At 63.3% G+C, this 19,379-nt stretch carries 15 protein-coding genes; 14 read left to right on the forward strand and 1 reads right to left on the reverse strand.

What is annotated here, in order from left to right; translation table 11 throughout:
- Window positions 1-16: 16 nt before the first annotated feature.
- The 5 genes from NKJ12_RS06705 (at window position 17) to NKJ12_RS06725 (ending at window position 6,384) form a co-directional block, all read left to right on the forward strand.
- Window positions 17-1,171 (forward strand): efflux RND transporter periplasmic adaptor subunit, encoded by a 1,155-nt coding sequence (locus tag NKJ12_RS06705; RefSeq protein WP_254820387.1) that lies wholly within the window; start codon window positions 17-19, stop codon window positions 1,169-1,171.
- A 281-nt stretch (window positions 1,172-1,452) separates the two neighbouring features.
- Window positions 1,453-2,178: a GntR family transcriptional regulator gene (locus NKJ12_RS06710; protein ID WP_352701687.1), complete on the forward strand. Its 726-nt coding sequence runs from the start codon at window positions 1,453-1,455 to the stop codon at window positions 2,176-2,178.
- Between the two features lie 50 nt (window positions 2,179-2,228).
- Window positions 2,229-3,335, forward strand: a complete 1,107-nt coding sequence (locus NKJ12_RS06715; protein WP_352701689.1) for a mandelate racemase/muconate lactonizing enzyme family protein — start codon at window positions 2,229-2,231, stop codon at window positions 3,333-3,335.
- Between the two features lie 212 nt (window positions 3,336-3,547).
- Window positions 3,548-4,870 (forward strand): NAD(P)H-dependent oxidoreductase, encoded by a 1,323-nt coding sequence (locus tag NKJ12_RS06720; protein ID WP_352701692.1) that lies wholly within the window; start codon window positions 3,548-3,550, stop codon window positions 4,868-4,870.
- A gap of 20 nt (window positions 4,871-4,890) precedes the next feature.
- Window positions 4,891-6,384: a xylulokinase gene (locus NKJ12_RS06725; RefSeq protein ID WP_352701694.1), complete on the forward strand. Its 1,494-nt coding sequence runs from the start codon at window positions 4,891-4,893 to the stop codon at window positions 6,382-6,384.
- Here the strand turns inward: NKJ12_RS06725 and NKJ12_RS06730 are convergent.
- Window positions 6,381-7,343, reverse strand: coding sequence for a sugar-binding transcriptional regulator (locus NKJ12_RS06730; RefSeq protein WP_352473400.1), 963 nt, complete (start codon window positions 7,341-7,343; stop codon window positions 6,381-6,383). The two genes, NKJ12_RS06725 and NKJ12_RS06730, sit on opposite strands and share 4 nt — an antisense overlap.
- A gap of 308 nt (window positions 7,344-7,651) precedes the next feature.
- Between NKJ12_RS06730 and NKJ12_RS06735 the strand changes: the two genes are divergently transcribed.
- The 9 genes from NKJ12_RS06735 (at window position 7,652) to NKJ12_RS06775 (ending at window position 19,274) form a co-directional block, all read left to right on the forward strand.
- Entirely contained in the window at window positions 7,652-8,635 is a 984-nt protein-coding gene (locus NKJ12_RS06735; RefSeq protein ID WP_502905701.1) for an ABC transporter permease, read from the forward strand.
- A 149-nt stretch (window positions 8,636-8,784) separates the two neighbouring features.
- Window positions 8,785-9,723, forward strand: coding sequence for a sugar ABC transporter substrate-binding protein (locus NKJ12_RS06740; RefSeq protein WP_254820381.1), 939 nt, complete (start codon window positions 8,785-8,787; stop codon window positions 9,721-9,723).
- A gap of 33 nt (window positions 9,724-9,756) precedes the next feature.
- The gene (locus NKJ12_RS06745; RefSeq protein WP_352701699.1) at window positions 9,757-11,265 is read left to right on the forward strand and encodes a sugar ABC transporter ATP-binding protein; all 1,509 of its coding nucleotides are present in this window, start codon (window positions 9,757-9,759) and stop codon (window positions 11,263-11,265) included.
- A 126-nt stretch (window positions 11,266-11,391) separates the two neighbouring features.
- Window positions 11,392-12,156, forward strand: coding sequence for an SDR family oxidoreductase (locus NKJ12_RS06750; RefSeq protein WP_254820379.1), 765 nt, complete (start codon window positions 11,392-11,394; stop codon window positions 12,154-12,156).
- 8 nt (window positions 12,157-12,164) lie between these two features.
- A complete protein-coding gene (locus NKJ12_RS06755; protein ID WP_352701702.1) occupies window positions 12,165-12,950 on the forward strand; it encodes an SDR family oxidoreductase in 786 nt (261 codons plus the stop codon).
- 414 nt (window positions 12,951-13,364) lie between these two features.
- Window positions 13,365-14,339 (forward strand): ABC transporter substrate-binding protein, encoded by a 975-nt coding sequence (locus NKJ12_RS06760; RefSeq protein ID WP_352701704.1) that lies wholly within the window; start codon window positions 13,365-13,367, stop codon window positions 14,337-14,339.
- Window positions 14,340-14,413: 74 nt separating this feature from the next.
- Window positions 14,414-15,490: a quaternary amine ABC transporter ATP-binding protein gene (locus tag NKJ12_RS06765; RefSeq protein ID WP_352701706.1), complete on the forward strand. Its 1,077-nt coding sequence runs from the start codon at window positions 14,414-14,416 to the stop codon at window positions 15,488-15,490.
- Entirely contained in the window at window positions 15,487-17,469 is a 1,983-nt protein-coding gene (locus tag NKJ12_RS06770) for an ABC transporter permease (RefSeq protein WP_352701708.1), read from the forward strand. The genes NKJ12_RS06765 and NKJ12_RS06770 overlap by 4 nt, the downstream gene beginning before the upstream one ends.
- A 158-nt stretch (window positions 17,470-17,627) precedes the next feature.
- A complete protein-coding gene (locus NKJ12_RS06775) occupies window positions 17,628-19,274 on the forward strand; it encodes a hypothetical protein (protein WP_352701711.1) in 1,647 nt (548 codons plus the stop codon).
- Window positions 19,275-19,379 lie beyond the last annotated feature (105 nt).

Consider the following 19,379-nt stretch of genomic DNA (forward strand, 5'->3'; position numbering starts at 1 on the left):
GACTGGAGAATTGATCATGCGTAAATGGAAAATCGCGCTGGGAACGGCCGTCGCCCTTGGGGCGATTTCGGTGGCGAGCGTTCACCTGCTCGACATGGGCAGCCTCAGCCTCAACGCCGGCACAGCCGGGGCGGCAACACCCAAGCCGGAAGCCTTCGTCATGCCGGTGCCGGTGGTGAGCGTCGTCAAGAAGACGATCCCGATCTATCTCGACTACGCCGCCCGGGTGGAGCCGATCCGCAGCATCACGCTGCAGGCGCGCGTGCCGGGCTACCTGCAGGAGCAGGTCGCCATCGACGGCAGTGACGTTGCGAAGGGCGACCTTCTCTACAAGATCGCCCCTGAGGATTTCCAGGCTGCCCTCGAGCAGGCGAAGGCGCTTATCCAGCGCGACACGGCAACACTCGACTATGCGCGCTCCAATCTCGGGCGCGGCAGCGAGCTCGCCAAGAGCGGCTATCTCGCCAAGGACGTGTTCGACCAGCGCACCAGCACCTTGCGTGAGGCTCAGGCCTCGCTCGCCGTGAACCAGGCCGCCTTGCGCACCGCCGAGCTCAATTTGAGCTATACCGAAATCCGCGCCCCGTTCGCGGGACGCATCGGACGCAGCCAAGCATCCGTTGGAACGCTGGTCAGCGTTGCCGGCACGGTGCTCAATTCGCTGGTGCAGCTCGATCCGATCTACGTCACCTTCAATCCGAGCGAAACGGACCTGACACAGATCGAGGAAGCCCGGGCCGCGGGACCGATCAGTGTCGATGTCCTGCTTCCCGGTGAAACGGAACCGCGCCAGAAGGGCGATCTTACCTTCATAGACAACACGATCGATCGCTCGACCGGCACGATCACGGCACGGGCGACGATCGGCAACGCGAAGTTCACGCTGCTCCCCGGCCAATATGTCCGCGTCCGGCTGCACGTCAAAGAGCAGCCCGATGCGCTGATGGTACCGCAGACGGCACTAGGCTCAGGCCAGCTCGGCAAATATCTCTATGTCGTCGGCAAGGACAACACGGTCGACCAGCGTATCGTTTCGCTCGGACCGACCAATGGCGATCAGGTCGCCATCTTGAGCGGTGTGGCCGAAGGCGACCGGGTCATTACCGGCAATCTGCAGAAGATCGGCCCGGGAATGCCGGTCTCGCCGCTGCCCGAGAAACCGGCCACCTGATAACCCCCATCAGGTCCGGTCCCGCGGCGCCCTCGGCTCCCACGCCAAGGGCGCCGTTTTGCTATGTTTCGTTTTACGCAATTCCTTGGGGAAGGCGCTACATACGCCAGCTTCGAGAAGCCGGCGTGATGTTCAGCGGGGTCGGTTCTGCGGCCGTGCGGCCTGACGGCCTTGCCTGCGCCGCAAGCCGCCGGCCAAGCGGAAGTTAAGAAATCCACAACCAGCCTCTTGTAAGATTGTCGACAATCTGTTTTTCCTTCCGGTTTGCTGGAGCAGCCGGAATGGCAACGCTGGATTTCAGTCCGATCGCCGACACGACAAGACGCGCCGAGATCGTGGCGCTGCTCCGGCGGGCGATCCTGACCGGCCAGTTGGAACCTGGGCAGAAGCTCAACGAACTCAGGATTTCCGAGCAGATGCGGGTGAGCCGCGCGCCGCTGCGCGAGGCGATGCGCGAATTGGTGCAGGAAGGCATCCTGACCAGCATTCCTTACGCCGGAACCTTCGTCATCGACGTTACCGCGAAGGATATCGACGATGCCTATTCGCTCAACAAGGTGCTCGACGAATTCGCCATCGCGCGGACCTGGCCGCTTCGCGACGAGCGCTTCTTCGACGAGATCGACCGACGCCATGCGGCGGTGAAGCAGGCGACGCGCGAACTGGACACGACGCGGCAGATCGAAACCGCGCTGCAACTGCATGGCCTGATCCATGAATGGGCCGACAATTCGGTGCTGCTTGAAACGTGGCAGCGGCTGACCAGCCGGCTGCAGATGTATTTCGCGCTGCACCAGCGGGCGCGCAACGAGCCGGTGCCTGCCGAAGATGCTCACGAGACCTATGTACGGCTGCTCAAGGGCAGCGACATGCGCGCTGCCCAGCGCCACGCCAAGGAGCACATCGATTTCGATTTCGAAGAACTGCTCGCCTATGCGCGCGGGCTGGAACAGCGCGGCTCAAAGGGTGCTGGCGCCAATCGTGCCGGACCGCCTGAAGGCGGCTGAGCCAGACAATTCTGGTGGTCATCCCGGAAAATAGGCAACGGACAGAAAACGTGCAGATCAAAACCATCAAGGCCTATCATGTCGTGCAGCCCTTCGTTGACGGGCCTTATCGTATGTCCAAGGGGCGCGTCGCCGATGCGTTCGACGCGGTGATCGTCGCCGTCACCGCCGATAGCGGGCTCACCGGCTGGGGCGAGATGGCGCCGCTCGGCAACTTCTATTCGCCTGCCTTCGCCGCCGGCACGCGCGCCGGCGTCGTCGAGATCGCACCGCATCTCATTGGCCATGACCCACGCGGGCTTGCCAGTATCAACAGGCTGATGGACACGGTGTTCAAGGGCCATCCCTACATCAAGTCGGCGCTCGACATGGCATGCTCGGATCTCGCGGCGCGCGCCGCCGACGTGCCGCTGGTCACCCTGCTCGGTGGGCGCGAAAGTGAGACGGCCGAACTCTACAAGGTCGTCACCCACGGCACCGTCGACGCGATGGCCGCACTCGCCAAGCGCATCCTCAACGACGGCTTTCACCGGCTGCAAGTCAAGGTCGGCGGCAACGTCCATGACGACATCGAACGCGTCACAGCCGTCGCCGCCGCCGTGCCGAAGGGCACCGTCATCTTCTGCGACGCCAATGCCGGTTGGACGCCTTACCAGGCGCGCCAGTTCGCCGATGCGACGCGCAACATCGACTACACGTTCGAGCAGCCCTGCACGACGATCGACGAATGCCTGTCGGTGCGCCGCTCGCTCGACAAGCCGATGGTGCTCGACGAATCCGTCGCCTCGCTTGACGATATGCTCGACATCCATCGCAAGGGCGCCGCCGACGGGCTGACGCTGAAGATCTCACGCCTTGGCGGCGTCACCAAAACGCGCCAGATCCGCGACCTTGCCGTCGACCTCGGCTTCATGATCACGGTCGAGGACACTGGCGGCGCCGAGATCGACACATCGGCCATGGCGCATCTGTCGCTGTCGACGCCGGAGGAGCGCCGGCTGCACGCTATCGCCTTTCACGAATGGGTGACGGTGCGCACCGCATCCAACATGCCGCCGGTTTCGGGAAGCCGTATGGGCATTCCGGATGGGCCGGGCCTCGGCATCGATGTCGTTCCCGGCCTGCTCGGTGCGCCCTTCTTCGAAATCGGCAGCTGAACTGCACAAGGCTGCACCGAATCAACCTGAATATGCCGCGTCCTTCTGACTGCGGAGGCACGGCCGTGTGGATTGACCGCTCATCCAATCGTCATCGCCGATTGCAGAGCGACAATGTCCAATTGCCGGTTGAAATATTTTTCATTTGCAAATAGAAATGTTCAAAACGTTGATTTCGACGCTGCGGCGCGTCAGGAACTGGAGGAAGCGACATGTCCCATCCGCAATTTGCAGCGGAACTTCTGCAGCGCGCTGAACAGCAGGGGCCGATCACTATCGGACTTGCCGGCGCCGGGCAGATGGGCACCGACATCGTCGTCCAGGTCGCGCTGATGCCGGGCATGCGGATCGGCGCTATTTCCGAAGTCAGGCCGCAGGCAGCGATCGACGCGGCGCTGCTCGCTGGCCATGACCGTTCCGACATCGTCCAAGCCGGCAATGCGGGCGCGATCGACCGCGCCATCGAGGCGGGCAAGATCGCGGTGACCGAAGATTTGCATGCGCTGGCGGCGGCCGGCCGGATCGACGTCATCATCGACGCGACGGGCAATCCCAATATCGGCACGCTGTTCGCGCTGGAAGTGATGAAGAACGGCAAGCACATCGTCATGCTCAATGTCGAGGCCGATATCACCATCGGCCGCTTCCTGAAGGAGGAGGCACGCAAGGCCGGCGTCGTCTATACCGGTGCGGCCGGCGACGAGCCGGCCTGCACACTGGAGATCATCGGCTTTGCCAAAAGCCTCGGCTTCAACATCATCGCCGCCGGCAAGGGCAAGAACAATCCGCTGAAGATCGACGCCATGCCGGCCGACTACGAGAAGGAGGCGGCCGAGCGCAACATGAATGCGCGCATGCTGGTCGAATTCGTCGACGGCTCGAAGACGGCGATCGAGATGGTGGCGATCGCGAATGCGACCGGGCTGGTGCCCGACGTGCCGGGCATGCACGGCCCGACCGCGACGCTGGAGGAACTGGCCAGCGTGCTTTGCCCGCGCGACGATGGCGGCGTGCTGCATCGCAAGGGCGTTGTCGATTACTCGATCGGCAAGGGTGTGGCGCCCGGCGTGTTCTGCATCATCGAGACCCGGCATCCGCGTGTGCTGGAGCGCATGATCGACCTCAAGGTCGGCAAGGGGCCCTATTTTACGATCTTCCGGCCCTATCATCTGACCAGCCTGGAAGTGCCGCTGTCGGCGGCGCGCGCCGTGGTCTACAAGCGGGCCGACATGGAGCCGCTCGACCATCCTGTGGCCGAGGCGGTCGCGGTCGCCAAGAGCGATCTTGGCGTTGGCCAGTCGCTCGGCATGATCGGCGAGAACGACTATCGCGGCTTCGCCATGACCTGGGGGGATGCGCGCGCCCGTGGCGCCCTGCCGCTCGGCCTTGCCGAACGCGCCAAGGTGGTCAAGCCGCTCAAGACCGGCGACTTCCTGACCTATGAAAATTGTGTACCCGACGATTCGATGGTGATAACCCAGATCCGCCGCCGTCTCGACCAGTCGGACGGACGGTTCGTTACAAACGCAGCCTGACCCCGCCGGATCTCCGCCTGATGGACGATGTCGTAATCGGGATCGACGCCTCGACCACGGCCGTGAAGGCGATTGCCTTCGCGCGCGACGGCGAGGAGCTGTTCCAGGCGCGCGAGCCGTACCCGCTTTCAAATCCGAAGCCCGGCCATTTCGAGCAGGACGCCGAACATTGGTGGACGGCGCTGCTTGGCGCATTGAAGCAGGTCACCGAGGCGGTCGGCGCTGCGCGGGTGGCGGCGATCTGCATCGCTCACCAGCGAGAGACCTTCACGCTGGTGGACAGCGCCGGCAAAGCACTCATGCCGGCGATCCTGTGGCTCGACGAACGCGCCCGGCCGCAGGTTATCAGGCTTTCGGCCGAACTCGGCCGCGAGGCGATCCGCGACTGGAGCGGCAAGCCGCCGGACCCGACGCCGGCGCTCTACGCCATTGCCTGGCTTGCCGAGCACCAGCCGCAAGTGCTTCGCCAGGCAGCGGCACTGGTCGACGTGCACGGCTTCTTCGTCCAGCGGCTGACCGGGCGATTGGTCACCAGCACCGCAAGTGCGGATCCGCTCGGGCTGCTCGACGTCGAGAAGGGTACCTGGCGTCCCCGCCTCGTTGCGGCCGCCGGACTGCAGATGAAGCAATTGCCCGAGCTGGTCGCACCAGGCGTGGTCTGCGGCAGTCTTTCCGGAAGCATAGCGCAGCTGACCGGCCTGAGGGCCGGCACGCCGGTCGTTGCCGGCGCCGGAGACGGTCAGGCGATGGGTCTCGGCATGGGCGTCTACGGCGAGGGCAAGAGCTACCTCTCGCTCGGCTCCGGCGTGGTCAGCGGCTGCTATTCCGGCAAGGTGAAAACCTCGGACGCCTTTCGCACGCTGGTCTCGCCGACCGGCTCCGGTTTCATGCTGGAGACCGTGCTGCGCTCGGGCATGCAGCTGGTCGACTGGATCGTGCGAACCACCGGTTCGCCCTCGGCGGCAGCGCTGGAGAAAGTGGCGCTGGATGTTGCCGCGGGTAGCGAGGGCCTGCTCATCATGCCCTATTGGGCCGGCGTCATGAGCCCGTATTGGGACGGTGCGGCGCGCGGCGCAATTGTCGGCCTGTCGCTGGATCACCGGCCGGAGCATCTCTTCCGCGCTGTCCTGGAAGGCATCGCCTTCGAGCAGGCCGTCGCCACCGAGGCCATGGAAGCCCAGGCCGGCGGACCGGCGGCGATGATTGCCGCCGGCGGCGGCACCAATTGCGCGCTGCTCATGCAGATCATGGCAAGCGTGCTCGAGCGGCCGCTCTCGGTTTCGCCGGTCAACGAAGCCGCCGCACTCGGCGCTGCCATGCTGGCGGCAGCGGCTGTCGGCTGGTTTGCCTCGCCGGAAGCCGCCGCGCAGGCAATGGCTGCCGCTCCCACCAGGCATGTCGATCCGGTCGACGGGCTTGTCGCCGCCTATCGCAGCCGCAAGGAAATCTACCGCGACCTTTATCAGGCGACGCGCGACATCCACACCCGCCTCAGCGCTCTCGGCGAAATCTAGCGGTTGAGCAGGCCCTTGGCCGCGTCTTCGTCGGTGATCAGAACCGATACCTTGGTGTTGGCGAGCGCAGCCCGCATTACCGCTACCTTTTCGCTGCCTCCCGACACCAGGATGATGCTCGGGATATCCGACAGATCCTGCAGCGGATAGGCGCAGACGCGGCGGTTGACCTCGTGGTCGACCGGGCGGCCCTCGGCGTCGATGAAATGACACAGAATATCGCCGACGGCACCGGCCGCCTGCAGTTCCTCGAGTTCGCTTGGCTTGATGAAGCCGTAATTGGCGATCGGGCTGTCGTTGGAAAACGAGCCGACGCTGAGCACGGCGATGTTTGCCCGGCGTGCACGGAAGACGACGTCCTGAACGCTGCGCTGGCTCATGAAAGCGTCGCGCTGCTCCGGCCTGTCGGCATAGACCGGCACCGGCAGCAGGAAGCACTCCGCACCGATCTTTTCGGCGAAATCCCAAGCGCTTTCTGTCGGGTTAAGCGGCTGGGCATGGGTGAGGCCGCCAAGCATCGAAACCACCGTCGTCCTGGCGATGGGCCGCCGCGGCAATTCATTGATGGCGAATTTCAGTGTCCGCCCCCAGCCCAGTGCGATGACATCGCCGGCATTCACATGGTCGGCCAGGTAGGCGGCGGCGGCGTGGCCGATCATCAGCGGCGCGTTGCTTCGGTCGGCCGCCGACGGCACCACAACAGCCTGGCTGAGCCCGAACCGCTGCTTGAGGCTTTCCTCCAAAATCACGCATTCGACGACGCTGTCGCGGATGCGAAACTGGACGACACCCTCTTCGCGGGCGGCGGAGAGAATGCGATGCACCTTGATGCGGCCGACGCCGAGAATTTCGGAAATCCGCTCCTGTGTAAGACCCTCGACATAATAGTGCCAGGCGGCGCGGGCCTTGAGTTCGGCGTCGGGGAAGCGCGGGGCTCTTTCGTTCTCTACGATCGTCATCTGTTTGCCTTGCCGCAGCCGCCGGCTCTGCTCAGGATATTCCAATCCGGCGACTTCGAAATGCCCAAGATTTCGGAGACCTTGCGTAAGGCAAACCGGCGGACAGCGCAAACCCGTCGTCGAATGAAGCGGCAGGCCTTGACAATTTTCCGACGAACAGTTTAGCTGAACAAAATTGCATGTTAAAGATAAATTGTTCACAGGGAGGAGCCTGGTGAGCAAAGTGGCCCGGTGATGCAGTGCCGGATTGCTGTGGAGGAGAGAAAGTGGCTGTGAGCAACGACGCAAGCAATTTGAAGGCAAGCGAGTTGAAGGCAGGCTCTGGCGCGCAGGCTACGGCGGGCGCAAGGTTTTCAGCTGTCTTTGCCGGAACCATGGGTCCGCTGATCGGGCTGGTTCTGCTGTGCCTGGCGCTCTCGCTGACCACCGACACGTTCCTGACCGTCCGCAACATCCTCAACGTGCTCGACCAGGTCACCGTGCTCGGCATCATGGCGATCGGCATGACGCTGGTCATTCTGATCGGCGGCATCGACCTGTCCGTCGGCTCGGTGCTGGCACTGGCTTCCATGGTGATGGGCTTCGTCGCCCATCCGGACTATCTCAATCTCGGCCTGCCCGCCGGCATCGCCGCGGCCCTCGTCGTCGCCGGTCTTTGCGGCCTGGTTTCGGGCCTGCTGGTCACGATCACCAAGCTGCCACCCTTCATCGCCACGTTGGCGATGATGTCGGTGGCGCGCGGTCTCGCCAACATGATCACCGACGGCTCGCAGATCGTCGGCTTTCCCGACTGGTTCACCAGCCTGTCGATCATCCGGCATTTCGGCTTCCTCTCGGTCACCGTCGGGCTGATGATCGTGCTTGCCGTCGTTTTCGCGATCTTCCTCAACTACCGCGCCACCGGCCGTAGCCTGTACGCAATCGGCGGCAGTGCCGAAGTCGCCCGGCTGTCCGGCATACCGGTCAAGTCGCTGACGAACTGGGTCTATGCGATCTGCGCCGTACTGGCCGGTCTCGCCGGCATCGTGCTTGCCGCGCGGCTCGATTCCGTCCAGCCGAGCTCCGGCCTCGGCTACGAACTCGACACCATCGCGGCGGTAGTGATCGGTGGCGCCAGCCTGTCGGGCGGCGTCGGCTCGATCGGCGGCACCGCCATCGGCGTCCTCATCATCGGCGTGCTGCGCAACGGGCTGAACCTGCTCGGTGTCTCGCCCTTCATCCAGCAAGTGGTTATCGGCGTGGTGATCGCGCTGGCAGTGGCCACCGACACCTGGCGGCGCCGAGCACAATGAAGAATGGGGCACAATGAAGAATTGGGCTCAATGAGATTCACCCGGATATTCGGGCGAAAACGGATCGGTGATCCGAAACTGGGAGTTGTTCGGCCAAGGGGCGCCGCGATGCGCGGGCAGGACAGATTGAACATCAACGGAGGAATAACATGCTGACCAAACGTTCATTGCTGCTTGCCGCCGCGGCCGTCATCCCGCTGCTTGGCCTGTCCGATATGGCGTCGGCCAAGGAGGCCAAGAAGCTCGGCCTCGCCGTCGCCAATCTGCAGGCCGACTTCTTCAACCAGATCAAGCAGTCCGTCGAAGCCTACGGCAAGGAAAAGGGCATAGAGGTCGTTACCGTCGATGCCAAGGGCGATTCGGCGACCCAGGTCAGCCAGGTGCAGGACCTGATCACGCAAAACATCGACGCGCTGATCTACATTCCGGCCGGCGCCACCGCCGCCACCGTGCCGACCAAGACGGCCAAGGCGGCCGGCATCCCTGTCATCAATGTCGATCGCAACGCCGACGGCGCACCCGGCGACACCTTCATCGCCACCAACAGCGTGGCATCGGCCAAGGCGGTTTGCGACTACATCGCCAAGCAGGCCGGCGGCAAGGGCGAGTTGATCATCATCCACGGCCAGAAGGGTACGACGCCCGAGGTCGATCGCTCGAAGGGCTGTGGCGAAGCATTGAAGGGCTATCCCGACATCAAGGTGGTCGGCGAATTGTGGAGCGAAGGCTGGCACCAGGACGAAGGCTTCAAGCTGACGCAGGATCTGTTGCAGTCGCATCCGGACGTGTCGATCGTCATCGGCCAGGCCGACGCGCTGGCGCTCGGTGCGGCGCAGGCGGTAAAGGTCGCCAATCCTGGCCACAAGGTTTGGGTTGCCGGCTTCGACGGCGACGTGGCGGCGCTCAAGGCACTAAAGGACGGCGTCTTCGACGTGACGGCAACGCAGCAGACGCAAGGCATGGGCCGGCTTGCCGTCGACGCGGCAATCAAGCTGGTGGCCGGCGAGACCATTCCCGCCGAACAGCTGCAGGATGCGACTTTGACCACCAAGGACAATGTCGAGCAGTTCATCGCCAAGCATCCCTGATTAAGACCAGTCCGGCAGTCAGCGAGCGCAACGATGTCCACCGATCCTCGCCATACGCACAGCCCCCATAACGGGCTCGTCGTCAGCGGCCTCTGCAAGAGCTACGGGCCAGTGCAGGTCCTGGCCGATGCGAGCTTCGAGGTGCGGCCGGGCGAGGTCGTGGCGCTGCTTGGCGAAAACGGCGCCGGCAAGTCGACCGTCTCGAACATCATCGCCGGGTCGACGAAACCCGATGCCGGCACCATCACCTGGCGGGGGAACCCTTATTCCCCCGCCAATCCTGCCGCGGCGATCGACGCCGGCATCGGCATGATCCACCAGGAGCTGAAGCTCTTGCCCGATCTGTCGGTCGCCGAAAACGTCTATGTGGGGCGCCTGCCGATGCGCGGCGGCCGCATCGACCGCGCGGCAATGAATGCACGGGCATCGGCCCAGTTGAAGCGCCTCGGCCTCGATGTCTCGCCCGAGCGCAAAGTGCGCACGCTGCGTATCGCCGCCCAGCAGCAGGTCGAAATCGCCAAGGCGCTGACGCTCAATGCCGAGCTGCTGATCTTCGACGAACCGACGGCCGCCCTTGGCGGCGAGGAAACGGAGCTCCTGTTCCAGCAAATCCGCAAGCTCAAGGCGGAAGGCATGTCCTTCATCTATATCAGCCACCGGCTGGACGAGATCGCCCAAATCGCCGATCGCGTGGTGGTGATGCGCGACGGGCGCATCGTCGCCCGGCACGAGCGCGCCGACATTCCGGTGCGCACCGTGGTCGAGCAGATGGTCGGCCGCAGCGTCGAGCGGATGTTCCCTACGGTATCGGCGCCGGGCAACGACACGCTGCTCGAGGTCGAGAACCTGTCCTCGCCGGAACGCAGCTTTCAAAATGTCAGCTTTTCAGTGCGGGCCGGCGAAATCCTCGGCATTGCCGGGCTGATCGGCGCCGGACGCACGGAGCTGGTGCGGGCGATCGCCGGTGCCGATCCGATCTCATCGGGTTCGGTGCGCGTCGCCGGCAAGCCGGTGCATCTCAATGGCCCGGCGGCGGCGATCAGGGCCGGCGTCGTTCTCGTACCGGAAGACCGCAAGGCGCAAGGCGTGGTGCTCGACCAGACGATCGGCGAGAACCTGGCGATCGGCAATTTCGACCATGTCGCGCCGAATGGCTGGGTGTTCCCGAAGGCGGTGCAGAAATTCGCCGAGGCCGGCATTCGCCGGCTCGGCGTCAAGGGCCGGCCGAACCAGGCGGTCAGCAAGCTCTCCGGCGGCAACCAGCAGAAGGTGATCATCGCCAAATGGGTGTCGCGCCCGCCAAAGGTGTTCATCCTGGACGAGCCGACGCGCGGCATAGACGTCGGTGCACGCGCCGCGATCTATGATGTCATCGCCGACCTTGCCCGTTCCGGCATGGCGGTGGTGGTGGTGAGTTCCGACCTCGAGGAAGTGCTCGGCCTGTCGCATCGCGTGCTGGTACTGAGCCGCGGCCGGCAACGCGGCATTCTCGACCGCAGCGAAGCGAGCAATGTCGCCGTGATGGAACTCGCCACAAGCTAGGACGGCCCATCGAAACAGAGCGCAGCAGGTGGTATCCTCCCGGGCACCAGACCGCGCGGGGCGCCAGCAACAGAGTTGGCGCCCCTTTATTTCCGGAGGACGGCGGTTGGAACAGAGGGACCGACGATGAAACTATTCGAACTTCATGGTGACGTGGCACTTGTTACAGGCGCCGGCAGCGGCATCGGCCAAGCAATCGCCATCGGCTTGGCCGAGGCCGGCGCCGACATAGCCTGCTTCGGCCACGCCTCCAAAGGCGGGCTGGAGGAGACCGCGCACCGGATCACGGCACTTGGCCGCAAGGCGCTGGTGCTGAACGGCACGGTGACGTCAGAGGCCGATCTCGCGGCCGCGATCGAGCGTACGGAGAAGGAACTCGGCGCGCTGACGGTCGCCGTCAACAATGCCGGCGTCGCCGGAGCTGAGCCGGCCGAGACGCTGTCGCTGGAGAAATGGCAGAAGCTTTATGACGTCAATGTCAGCGGCGTGTTCCTGTCCTGCCAGGCCGAGGCCCGCGCCATGCTGACGCGGCGCAAGGGCTCGATCATCAACATCGCCTCGATGTCGGGCTCGATCGTCAATCGCGGCCTGACCCAGGCGCATTACAATTCGTCGAAGGCCGCGGTCATCCACATGTCGAAGAGCCTGGCCATGGAATGGGCCGATCGCGGCCTGCGCGTCAATGTCGTCAGCCCCGGCTACACGCTGACGCCGATGAACAAGCGGCCGGAGGTCGCCGACCAGGTCAAAATCTTCGAGCGCGACACCCCTATGGGCCGCATGGCGGCGCCGGAAGAGATGGTCGGCCCGACCGTGTTCCTGGCCAGCCGCGCCTCGAGTTTCGTCACCGGCATCGACCTGATCGTCGATGGCGGCTTCGTCTGCTGGTAGGAGAAAAGATGCAGAAGCGATTCCAGGGAAAAACGGCGGTCATCACCGGCGCCAGCGGCGGCATTGGGGCGGCAATGGCCGGGCGCTTCGCCGCGGAAGGTGCGGCAGTCGTCATCAGCGCCATCGACACGCGCGTCGATGAGGTTGCCGCCGACCTGAAGGCTGCGGGCGCCAGGGTCGCATCGCTGCGCATGGACGTGACCAGGAAGGACGAGGTCGTCGCCCTCTATGACCTGGCCGAGCAACAGTTCGGCCGCGTCGACATCTCCGTACAGAATGCCGGTGTCATCACAATCGCCAGGGTCGAGGCGATGACAGAGGCCGAATGGGACAAGGTGATGGCGGTCAACACCAAGGGCGTGTTCCTGTGTTGCCAGGAGGCGATCGCGCGCATACGCAAGCATGGCGACGGCGGCCGGCTGATCAACACCGCATCCGGCCAGGCGCGGCAGGGCTTTATCTACACGCCGCATTATGCGGCCTCGAAATTCGGCGTCGTCGGCATCACCCAGAGCCTCGCCAAGGAAGTGGCAAAGGAGAAGATCACCGTCAACGCGATCTGCCCCGGCATCATCGACACCGACATGTGGGCCTATAACGACGCCGCGTGGGGCAAGCTGATGGGCGACTACAAGCCCGGCGAGCTGATGGCCGAATGGGTGAAGAACATCCCGATGGGCCGCGCCGGCAGCGGCGAGGACGTCTCCGGCCTGGTCAGCTTTCTCGCCAGCGACGATGCGGCCTACATCACCGGCCAGACCATCAATGTCGATGGCGGCCTGATCATGTCGTGAGGATACTCGGGCGCCAGTGCCCTGTCCGAATTGCATGACCGTGACGGCATAATGCGTTGCGAGACATGAATGTTGGTATATATAATTTCATCCCATGAAACGGCTCTGGCGAGATGGGTTCGCCAGCCCGACAGCTGAGATCATGGGACCGTGATGGCTCGCATCTTTCAGAGCGCCGCCAGACCGGCGATCGATCCGCGGACTGCCTTGGCCGCAATCCATCGGCAGCCATGACACGGTCCTCTCCGGCACGGTTTCACAAAATTGGGCACCATCCGCTCTGCGCCGCTTCAGCGCCGGCAGCAATCTGGCGCCAACGCCCTTGCGCAACGACCAGCTTTTCCAACACAATCAAAAAAAGACGCAAGAAGGGAACGAACAATAACTTCACCAGAGCTTGACAGGAGAACAAGCATGTCACTTCGGAGCATGATTTCGAGTTTCTCAATGGGAGCCTTAATACTTACCGCGGCGAGCGCGCTGACGTCTTCGGCCTATGCGGCAGCGCCGGAATCCAACGACCCGATCAAAATCGCGTTGTTCGACTGGACCAGCGTCAATCTGAACGCCAAGATCCTCGGCTGCATCCTCGAAAAGCTCGGCTACACCGTCGAGTACCCGACCGCCGACTATCTCTCCAGCCTGACCACCGGCCTGACCAATGGCGACATCGATGTCGGCCTGGAATTCTGGGACACGACGGCCGGCGAGGCGATGAAGGCCTCGGACGCGACGGGCCAGACCGAACGCCTCGGCAAGCTCGGACCCAAGGCCAAGGAAGAATGGTGGTTTCCCGAGTATATGAAAGAGAAATGCCCCGGCCTGCCTAACTGGGAGGCGCTGAAAGACCCGAAATGCGCCGAAGCGTTCTCGACCGCCGAAACCGCGCCGAAGGGGCGTTATCTCGGCGGACCCGTGACATGGGAAGGTTTTGACGACGAACGCGTCGAGGCGCTGAAACTGCCCTTCACCGTCATCCATGCCGGCACTGATGCGGCGATGTTCGCCGAACTGGACTCGGCCTATCAGCGCAAGGCGCCGATCATGCTGTGGATCTATTCGCCGCATTGGGCGCCGGCCAAATACAAGGGCGAATGGGTCGAATTCCCCGACTATACGCCGGAATGCTACAACGACCCGAAATGGGGCGTGAACCCCGATGCCAAATATGACTGCGGCAAGCCGCATGGCGAGATCTGGAAATATTCCTGGGCCGGCATGAAGGACAAATGGCCGGTCGCCTACAAGGTCGCGAAAAACTACACGGTCGATACCGACGAGCTCAACAAGATGAGCGGCGAGATCGATCTCGAAGGCAAGACGCCGGAAGACGTCGCCGCCGCCTGGATCGCCGCCCACGAAGCCGACTGGAAAGCCTGGGCCGAGTGACCGTCTGACTGGAAACGCGACGACCCGGCCACTCAGGGCCGGGTCTCGATCCCCTATTCCAGAAGGACGATTGAATGAGCCATACGATTGAACAGGCGTCGAAAGCGGGCAACGATGCACGCCCGATAAAACTTGCCTGTCGCAATGTCTGGAAGCTGTTTGGCGCGGACGCGGCCAATTTCATCCGCCGGCGCGACGGCAAGGCCAGCATGACGGACATCGCCGCCGCCGGACTGGTTGGGGCGGTGCGCGCCGTCGATCTCGAAATCCGCCAGGGCGAGATCTTCATCATCATGGGACTTTCCGGGTCAGGCAAGTCGACGCTGGTGCGCTGCATGTCGCGGCTGATCGAGCCGACCCACGGCAAGGTCGAGTTTGAAGGCAAGGACCTGCTCAAGATTTCCGATGCCGCGCTGATCGAGCTGCGACGCCACCGTATGGGTATGGTGTTCCAGAATTTTGCCTTGCTGCCGCATCTCAACGTACTGGAGAACATCGCCTTTCCCTTGGGCATCCAGGGGCAGGACCGGCCGACGCGCGAGAAGCGGGCCGGTGAAGTCATCGAGCTGGTTGGCTTGCGCGGCCGCGAGCATTTCTATCCGCGCGAGCTTTCCGGCGGACAACAGCAGCGTGTTGGCATCGCCCGCAGCCTCGCCACGAAGCCGGAAATCTGGTTCCTCGACGAACCGTTCTCGGCCCTCGATCCGCTGATCCGCCGTGAGATGCAGGACGAGCTGATGCGGCTGCAGACCATGCTGCACAAGACCATCGTCTTCATCACCCATGATTTCGACGAGGCCATCCGGCTAGCCGATCGTATCGCCATCATGAAGGACGGCGAGGTCATCCAGATCGGCACGCCGGAAGAGTTGGTGGTCAACCCGGCGACCGACTACGTCGCCGAATTCACCCGCGATGTCGATCGCGCCAAGGTGATATCGGCGCGCAGCCTGATGCGCGCCTGCGACGGCGCCGAGTACGGGGGCACGGTCGCGCCGGATGCCAAGATCGCCAGTTTCTCGGCTGATATCGTCTCTGCCGGCAAGCCCTTCGCGGTGGTCAACGGCACCGGCAAGCCGATCGGCTTAGTCACGCCGCAGGCGGTGATCGATCTTCTGGCCGGCATAGAACGTCGTGGGGCCGGCGCATGACGGTCACGGCAAGCGCCAGCGCAGCGAGGCCCCGGCCGGTTCAAACCTGGCTGGCGATCTGGGCCTGCGCGCTCGCCGCCGTGCTTGTCGTCTTCCTGCTGCAGGAAAGCCTGCCCTGGGCGGTCAATTACCCGGCCGGCGCGATCGTTCCTGTCGCAGACTGGGTCGGTGCGCTGATGAACTGGGTGAAGTCGAATTTCTCCTGGCTGACCCGTTCGATCACCGCGGTGCTCGGCGTGCCGCTCGATTTCGCGCTCGCTCTTCTGGCCAAAAATTTCAAGATCGGCCATGGCGCCGATATGGTCGTGTTGCCGCGCCTGTCCTGGGTCGGCGTCTGCGCTGCCGCCTACCTTGCCGGACGCGCCGCCGGCGGCTGGAAGCTGGGTGCGCTGGCCGGCGGCTGTTTTCTCTACATCGCGCTGTTCGGGCAGTGGACCAGCGCCATGCTGACGCTGGGCTTAATCTCGATCGCTGTGCCGTTTTGCATTGTCACCGGGCTGTTCGCCGGCATCTGGGCATGGCGCAAGCCCTGGGCGGAGAGGCTGTTGATCTCCCCTGCCCTCGATCTGATGCAGACGATCCCGACCTTCGCCTATCTCATCCCGATGCTGCTTCTGTTCGGCAACAGCCCGGTCTCGGCAATGATCGCGACGGCAATTTTCGCGACGCCGCCAATGGTGCGGGCGACGATGCTCGGCCTGTCGCGGGTGCCGTCGGAGATCGACGATTTCAGCGAGATGGCCGGCTGCACGGCACGGCAGAAGCTGTGGCGGGTGCTGTTGCCGTCGGCGCGGCCGACATTGATGGTCGGCGTCAACCAGGTCATCATGCTGGCGCTCAATATGGTGATCATCGCCTCGATGATCGGCGCCGGTGGGCTCGGCTATGACGTGCTTTTGGCGTTGCGCGCGCTCAAGGTCGGCGAGGCGATGGAAGCTGGCCTCGCCATCGTCGCACTGGCGATTGCACTCGACCGGCTGAGCCAGGCGATCGCGCACAATCACGCCAAGGGCAATGTCCGCCATCAGGCCGGCACCAGCTTCTGGCGGCGTTATCCCAACCTGACGCTGGCCGTCGCCATTCTCGCCGTCACCACGCTGCTCGGCCTGTTCGTGCCGGCCTTCGCCGCGGTGCCGAAGGCGATCACCTTCACCACCGCGCCTTTGTGGAAGGCGGCGGTGAACTGGATCACCATCAACTTCTTCGACACGATCGAAGCGTTCCGCGTGGCGCTTATCCTCAACGTGCTGAACCCGGTGCGCGCCTTCTGCGAGGGCTTTCCGTGGCTGGGCGCGGTTTGTCTCCTTGGCCTTGCCGGATACCAGCTCGGCGGCTTCCGCCTCGCCGCCCTGGTCGCGGCATTGACAGCGTTCTGCGCCGTCACCGGCCTTTGGGAAAAGACCATGGCGACGGTCTATTTGTGCGGCATCTCGGCCTTTATCGCTTGCCTCATCGGCATTCCGATCGGGCTGATGGCATCGCGCAGCGACCGCTTCGAAAAGACCGTCACGCCGGTCATCGACACGCTGCAGGTGCTGCCGTCGTTCTGCTTCATCATTCCGGTGGTGATGCTGTTCAGAGTCGGCGACGTCACCGCGATGATCGCCACCGTCGCCTTCGCCGTGGTGCCGGCGATCCGCTACACCAATCACGGCATCCGGCAGGTGCCGCCGGCGCTGATCGAGGCGGCGAAGGTGTCCGGCTGCACCAGGCGGCAGACCTTCTTTCGCGTGCAGCTGCCGCTGGCCCTTCCAGAGATCATGCTTGGCGTCAACCAGACGATCCTGATGGCACTGGCGATGATCATCATCTGCGCCATGGTCGGCACCCGCGATCTCGGCCAGGAGGTGTTCATCGCCCTGTCCAAGGCCGATTCCGGCCGCGGCATCGTCGCCGGCCTGGCCATTGCCTTCATCGGCATCGTCGCCGACCGGCTGTTCAACGCCTGGACGGCGAAGGCTCGCGCAAGGCTGGGATAGTCCGGAATAGGACGGCCTCAGGAAGCTGCCGCCAAGCGCGCCGTTAACGAGGCACCGATCCCTACGCCTAAAGATATAGCCATTCGGGATGATTGCTCGCTGTTACCTCACATCGTACGGCTGTCATCGGACGGGCAGGCTCAACAGGAGAGCGAACAATGGCTATACGCGTTCCCTTTACTCCCGGTGATCTAGTAGATCGTCAACGGGGCACCGATGACGTCCTCGCAGGCGATCTAAATACAAACATTTTAATCGGCGATGCTGGCGGCAGCCTGCTAGATTTCTCGAGGGGTGGCAACGACATCTTCACGGGATCGCCATCCTCCACCACCACTGCTTACGGAGATGCCGGCGAGGATAGCTCGGACCACAGCAAGGGCGGCGACGACAGTTTCACAGGCGCCTCGCTGGGCACCTACGTCTTCTACGGTGACGTCGGCGGCAACATGTTCGTTCATGCTCTGGGCGGAGACGACAGTTTTAGAGCCGAGGGCGACTCCTTCAACACTTTTTACGGCGATGCCGGCGGCGATATGTCGGACCACAGCAAGGGCGGCAACGATACGTTGAGCAGTGAAGTGGGTAGACGGGTAGACAACACGTTCTACGGTGACGCCGGCGGCAACATGTTCGGCTTTGCTCAAGGCGGCGACGACATTTTCGTGACCAGCACTCGACAAGGAGCCGATCACACCTTTTACGGTGACGCGGGCGGCGAGATGTCCGACCATGGCAAGGGCGGCAACGACACCTTCCAGGGCTCGATAGAAGCCAATAACATTTTCTACGGTGACGCGGGCAGCAACATGTCCGGCAATGCGCAAGGCGGCGACGACAATTTCACGAGCAGGACCGACTCCTTCAACACTTTCTACGGCGATGCCGGCGGCGATATGTCGGCCTACAGCAAGGGTGGCAACGATACCTTCACGGGTAGCTTCTTTTCCACCAACACCTTCTTCGGTGACGCCGGCGGCAACATGTCTGACCATGCTCAGGGCGGCGACGACCACTATACGGACCTGGGTGGGGAGATCGGGAGCAAAACTCTTTATGGCGATGCGGGCGGTGATCTTTCCGGTTTCGCCGCGGGCGGCAACGACACTTTCACGAGCGCGGGTGGCTCGGAGATAACGTTCTACGGGGACGCGGGCGGCAGTATGTTCGATCACGCGCTTGGGGGCGACGACGTGGCCGTGCTGCAAGGCACTCATAATTTGGGGTATGGCGATGCGGTCACGATGCTCGGCAGCGCTGTGGGCGGCAATGATACCCTGACGGGCGGGGACAAAAGCGCCTTTCCTGATGTTCTAAACGAGTTATACGGCGACGCGCGCTCTATGTCCGGTTCCGCCCAGGGCGGCAACGACATTCTTACTGGGGGCCAGAACAGCGAAAGCGGCCAGGTCCGTAACTTCCTGTGCGGCGACGCTCTGCAAATGTCCGGTTCGGCCAAGGGCGGAAACGATACCCTGTACGCCGGGAGCGCGGCACCCGGCTGCACGGTCATCAATGACATGTGGGGCGACGGGCAACTGAGCGAGTTGGCTCAGGGCGGCAGAGACCAATTCATATTCAAGGACGATGGTTCCATGACGGTCGGAACCCAAAACACCATCTACGATTTCAGCCAGACCCAAGGCGACACTATCGTGTTTAGCGGCGTGGAGCGCGTGCAATCGTTCGATGATCTCACTATTGCGCAAACTGGAACCGACACCATCATTACCGCGGGAGTCGATCAAGTTACTCTCGCAAACTTTACGAACACGCTGACGACGAGCGACTTTTTGTTCGTCTGAGAGCGAAACTCTTATCCTATTCGAAGAGGCGGAATGCGGTGAGAGTTCGTTGATAGTCGCGCGGCCGGTCGCCCCAATTCTGCTCGACCGGCCGATCGACAATCC

This window comes from Mesorhizobium sp. M0195 (genome assembly GCF_040322115.1).
Taxonomy (GTDB): Bacteria; Pseudomonadota; Alphaproteobacteria; order Rhizobiales; family Rhizobiaceae; genus Mesorhizobium.

Excerpts from the sequence above, each read along its gene's own strand:
- NKJ12_RS06765 (WP_352701706.1), top strand. The coding sequence starts at position 14,414 with ATGAGCCATACGATTGAACAGGCGTCGAAAGCGGGCAACGATGCACGC.
- NKJ12_RS06730 (WP_352473400.1), bottom strand. The coding sequence starts at position 7,343 with ATGACGATCGTAGAGAACGAAAGAGCCCCGCGCTTCCCCGACGCCGAA.
- NKJ12_RS06725 (WP_352701694.1), top strand. The coding sequence starts at position 4,891 with ATGGACGATGTCGTAATCGGGATCGACGCCTCGACCACGGCCGTGAAG.
- NKJ12_RS06760 (WP_352701704.1), top strand. The coding sequence starts at position 13,365 with ATGTCACTTCGGAGCATGATTTCGAGTTTCTCAATGGGAGCCTTAATA.
- NKJ12_RS06755 (WP_352701702.1), top strand. The coding sequence starts at position 12,165 with ATGCAGAAGCGATTCCAGGGAAAAACGGCGGTCATCACCGGCGCCAGC.
- NKJ12_RS06720 (WP_352701692.1), top strand. The coding sequence starts at position 3,548 with ATGTCCCATCCGCAATTTGCAGCGGAACTTCTGCAGCGCGCTGAACAG.
- NKJ12_RS06710 (WP_352701687.1), top strand. The coding sequence starts at position 1,453 with ATGGCAACGCTGGATTTCAGTCCGATCGCCGACACGACAAGACGCGCC.
- NKJ12_RS06740 (WP_254820381.1), top strand. The coding sequence starts at position 8,785 with ATGCTGACCAAACGTTCATTGCTGCTTGCCGCCGCGGCCGTCATCCCG.
- NKJ12_RS06705 (WP_254820387.1), top strand. The coding sequence starts at position 17 with ATGCGTAAATGGAAAATCGCGCTGGGAACGGCCGTCGCCCTTGGGGCG.
- NKJ12_RS06770 (WP_352701708.1), top strand. The coding sequence starts at position 15,487 with ATGACGGTCACGGCAAGCGCCAGCGCAGCGAGGCCCCGGCCGGTTCAA.
- NKJ12_RS06750 (WP_254820379.1), top strand. The coding sequence starts at position 11,392 with ATGAAACTATTCGAACTTCATGGTGACGTGGCACTTGTTACAGGCGCC.
- NKJ12_RS06745 (WP_352701699.1), top strand. The coding sequence starts at position 9,757 with ATGTCCACCGATCCTCGCCATACGCACAGCCCCCATAACGGGCTCGTC.
- NKJ12_RS06775 (WP_352701711.1), top strand. The coding sequence starts at position 17,628 with ATGGCTATACGCGTTCCCTTTACTCCCGGTGATCTAGTAGATCGTCAA.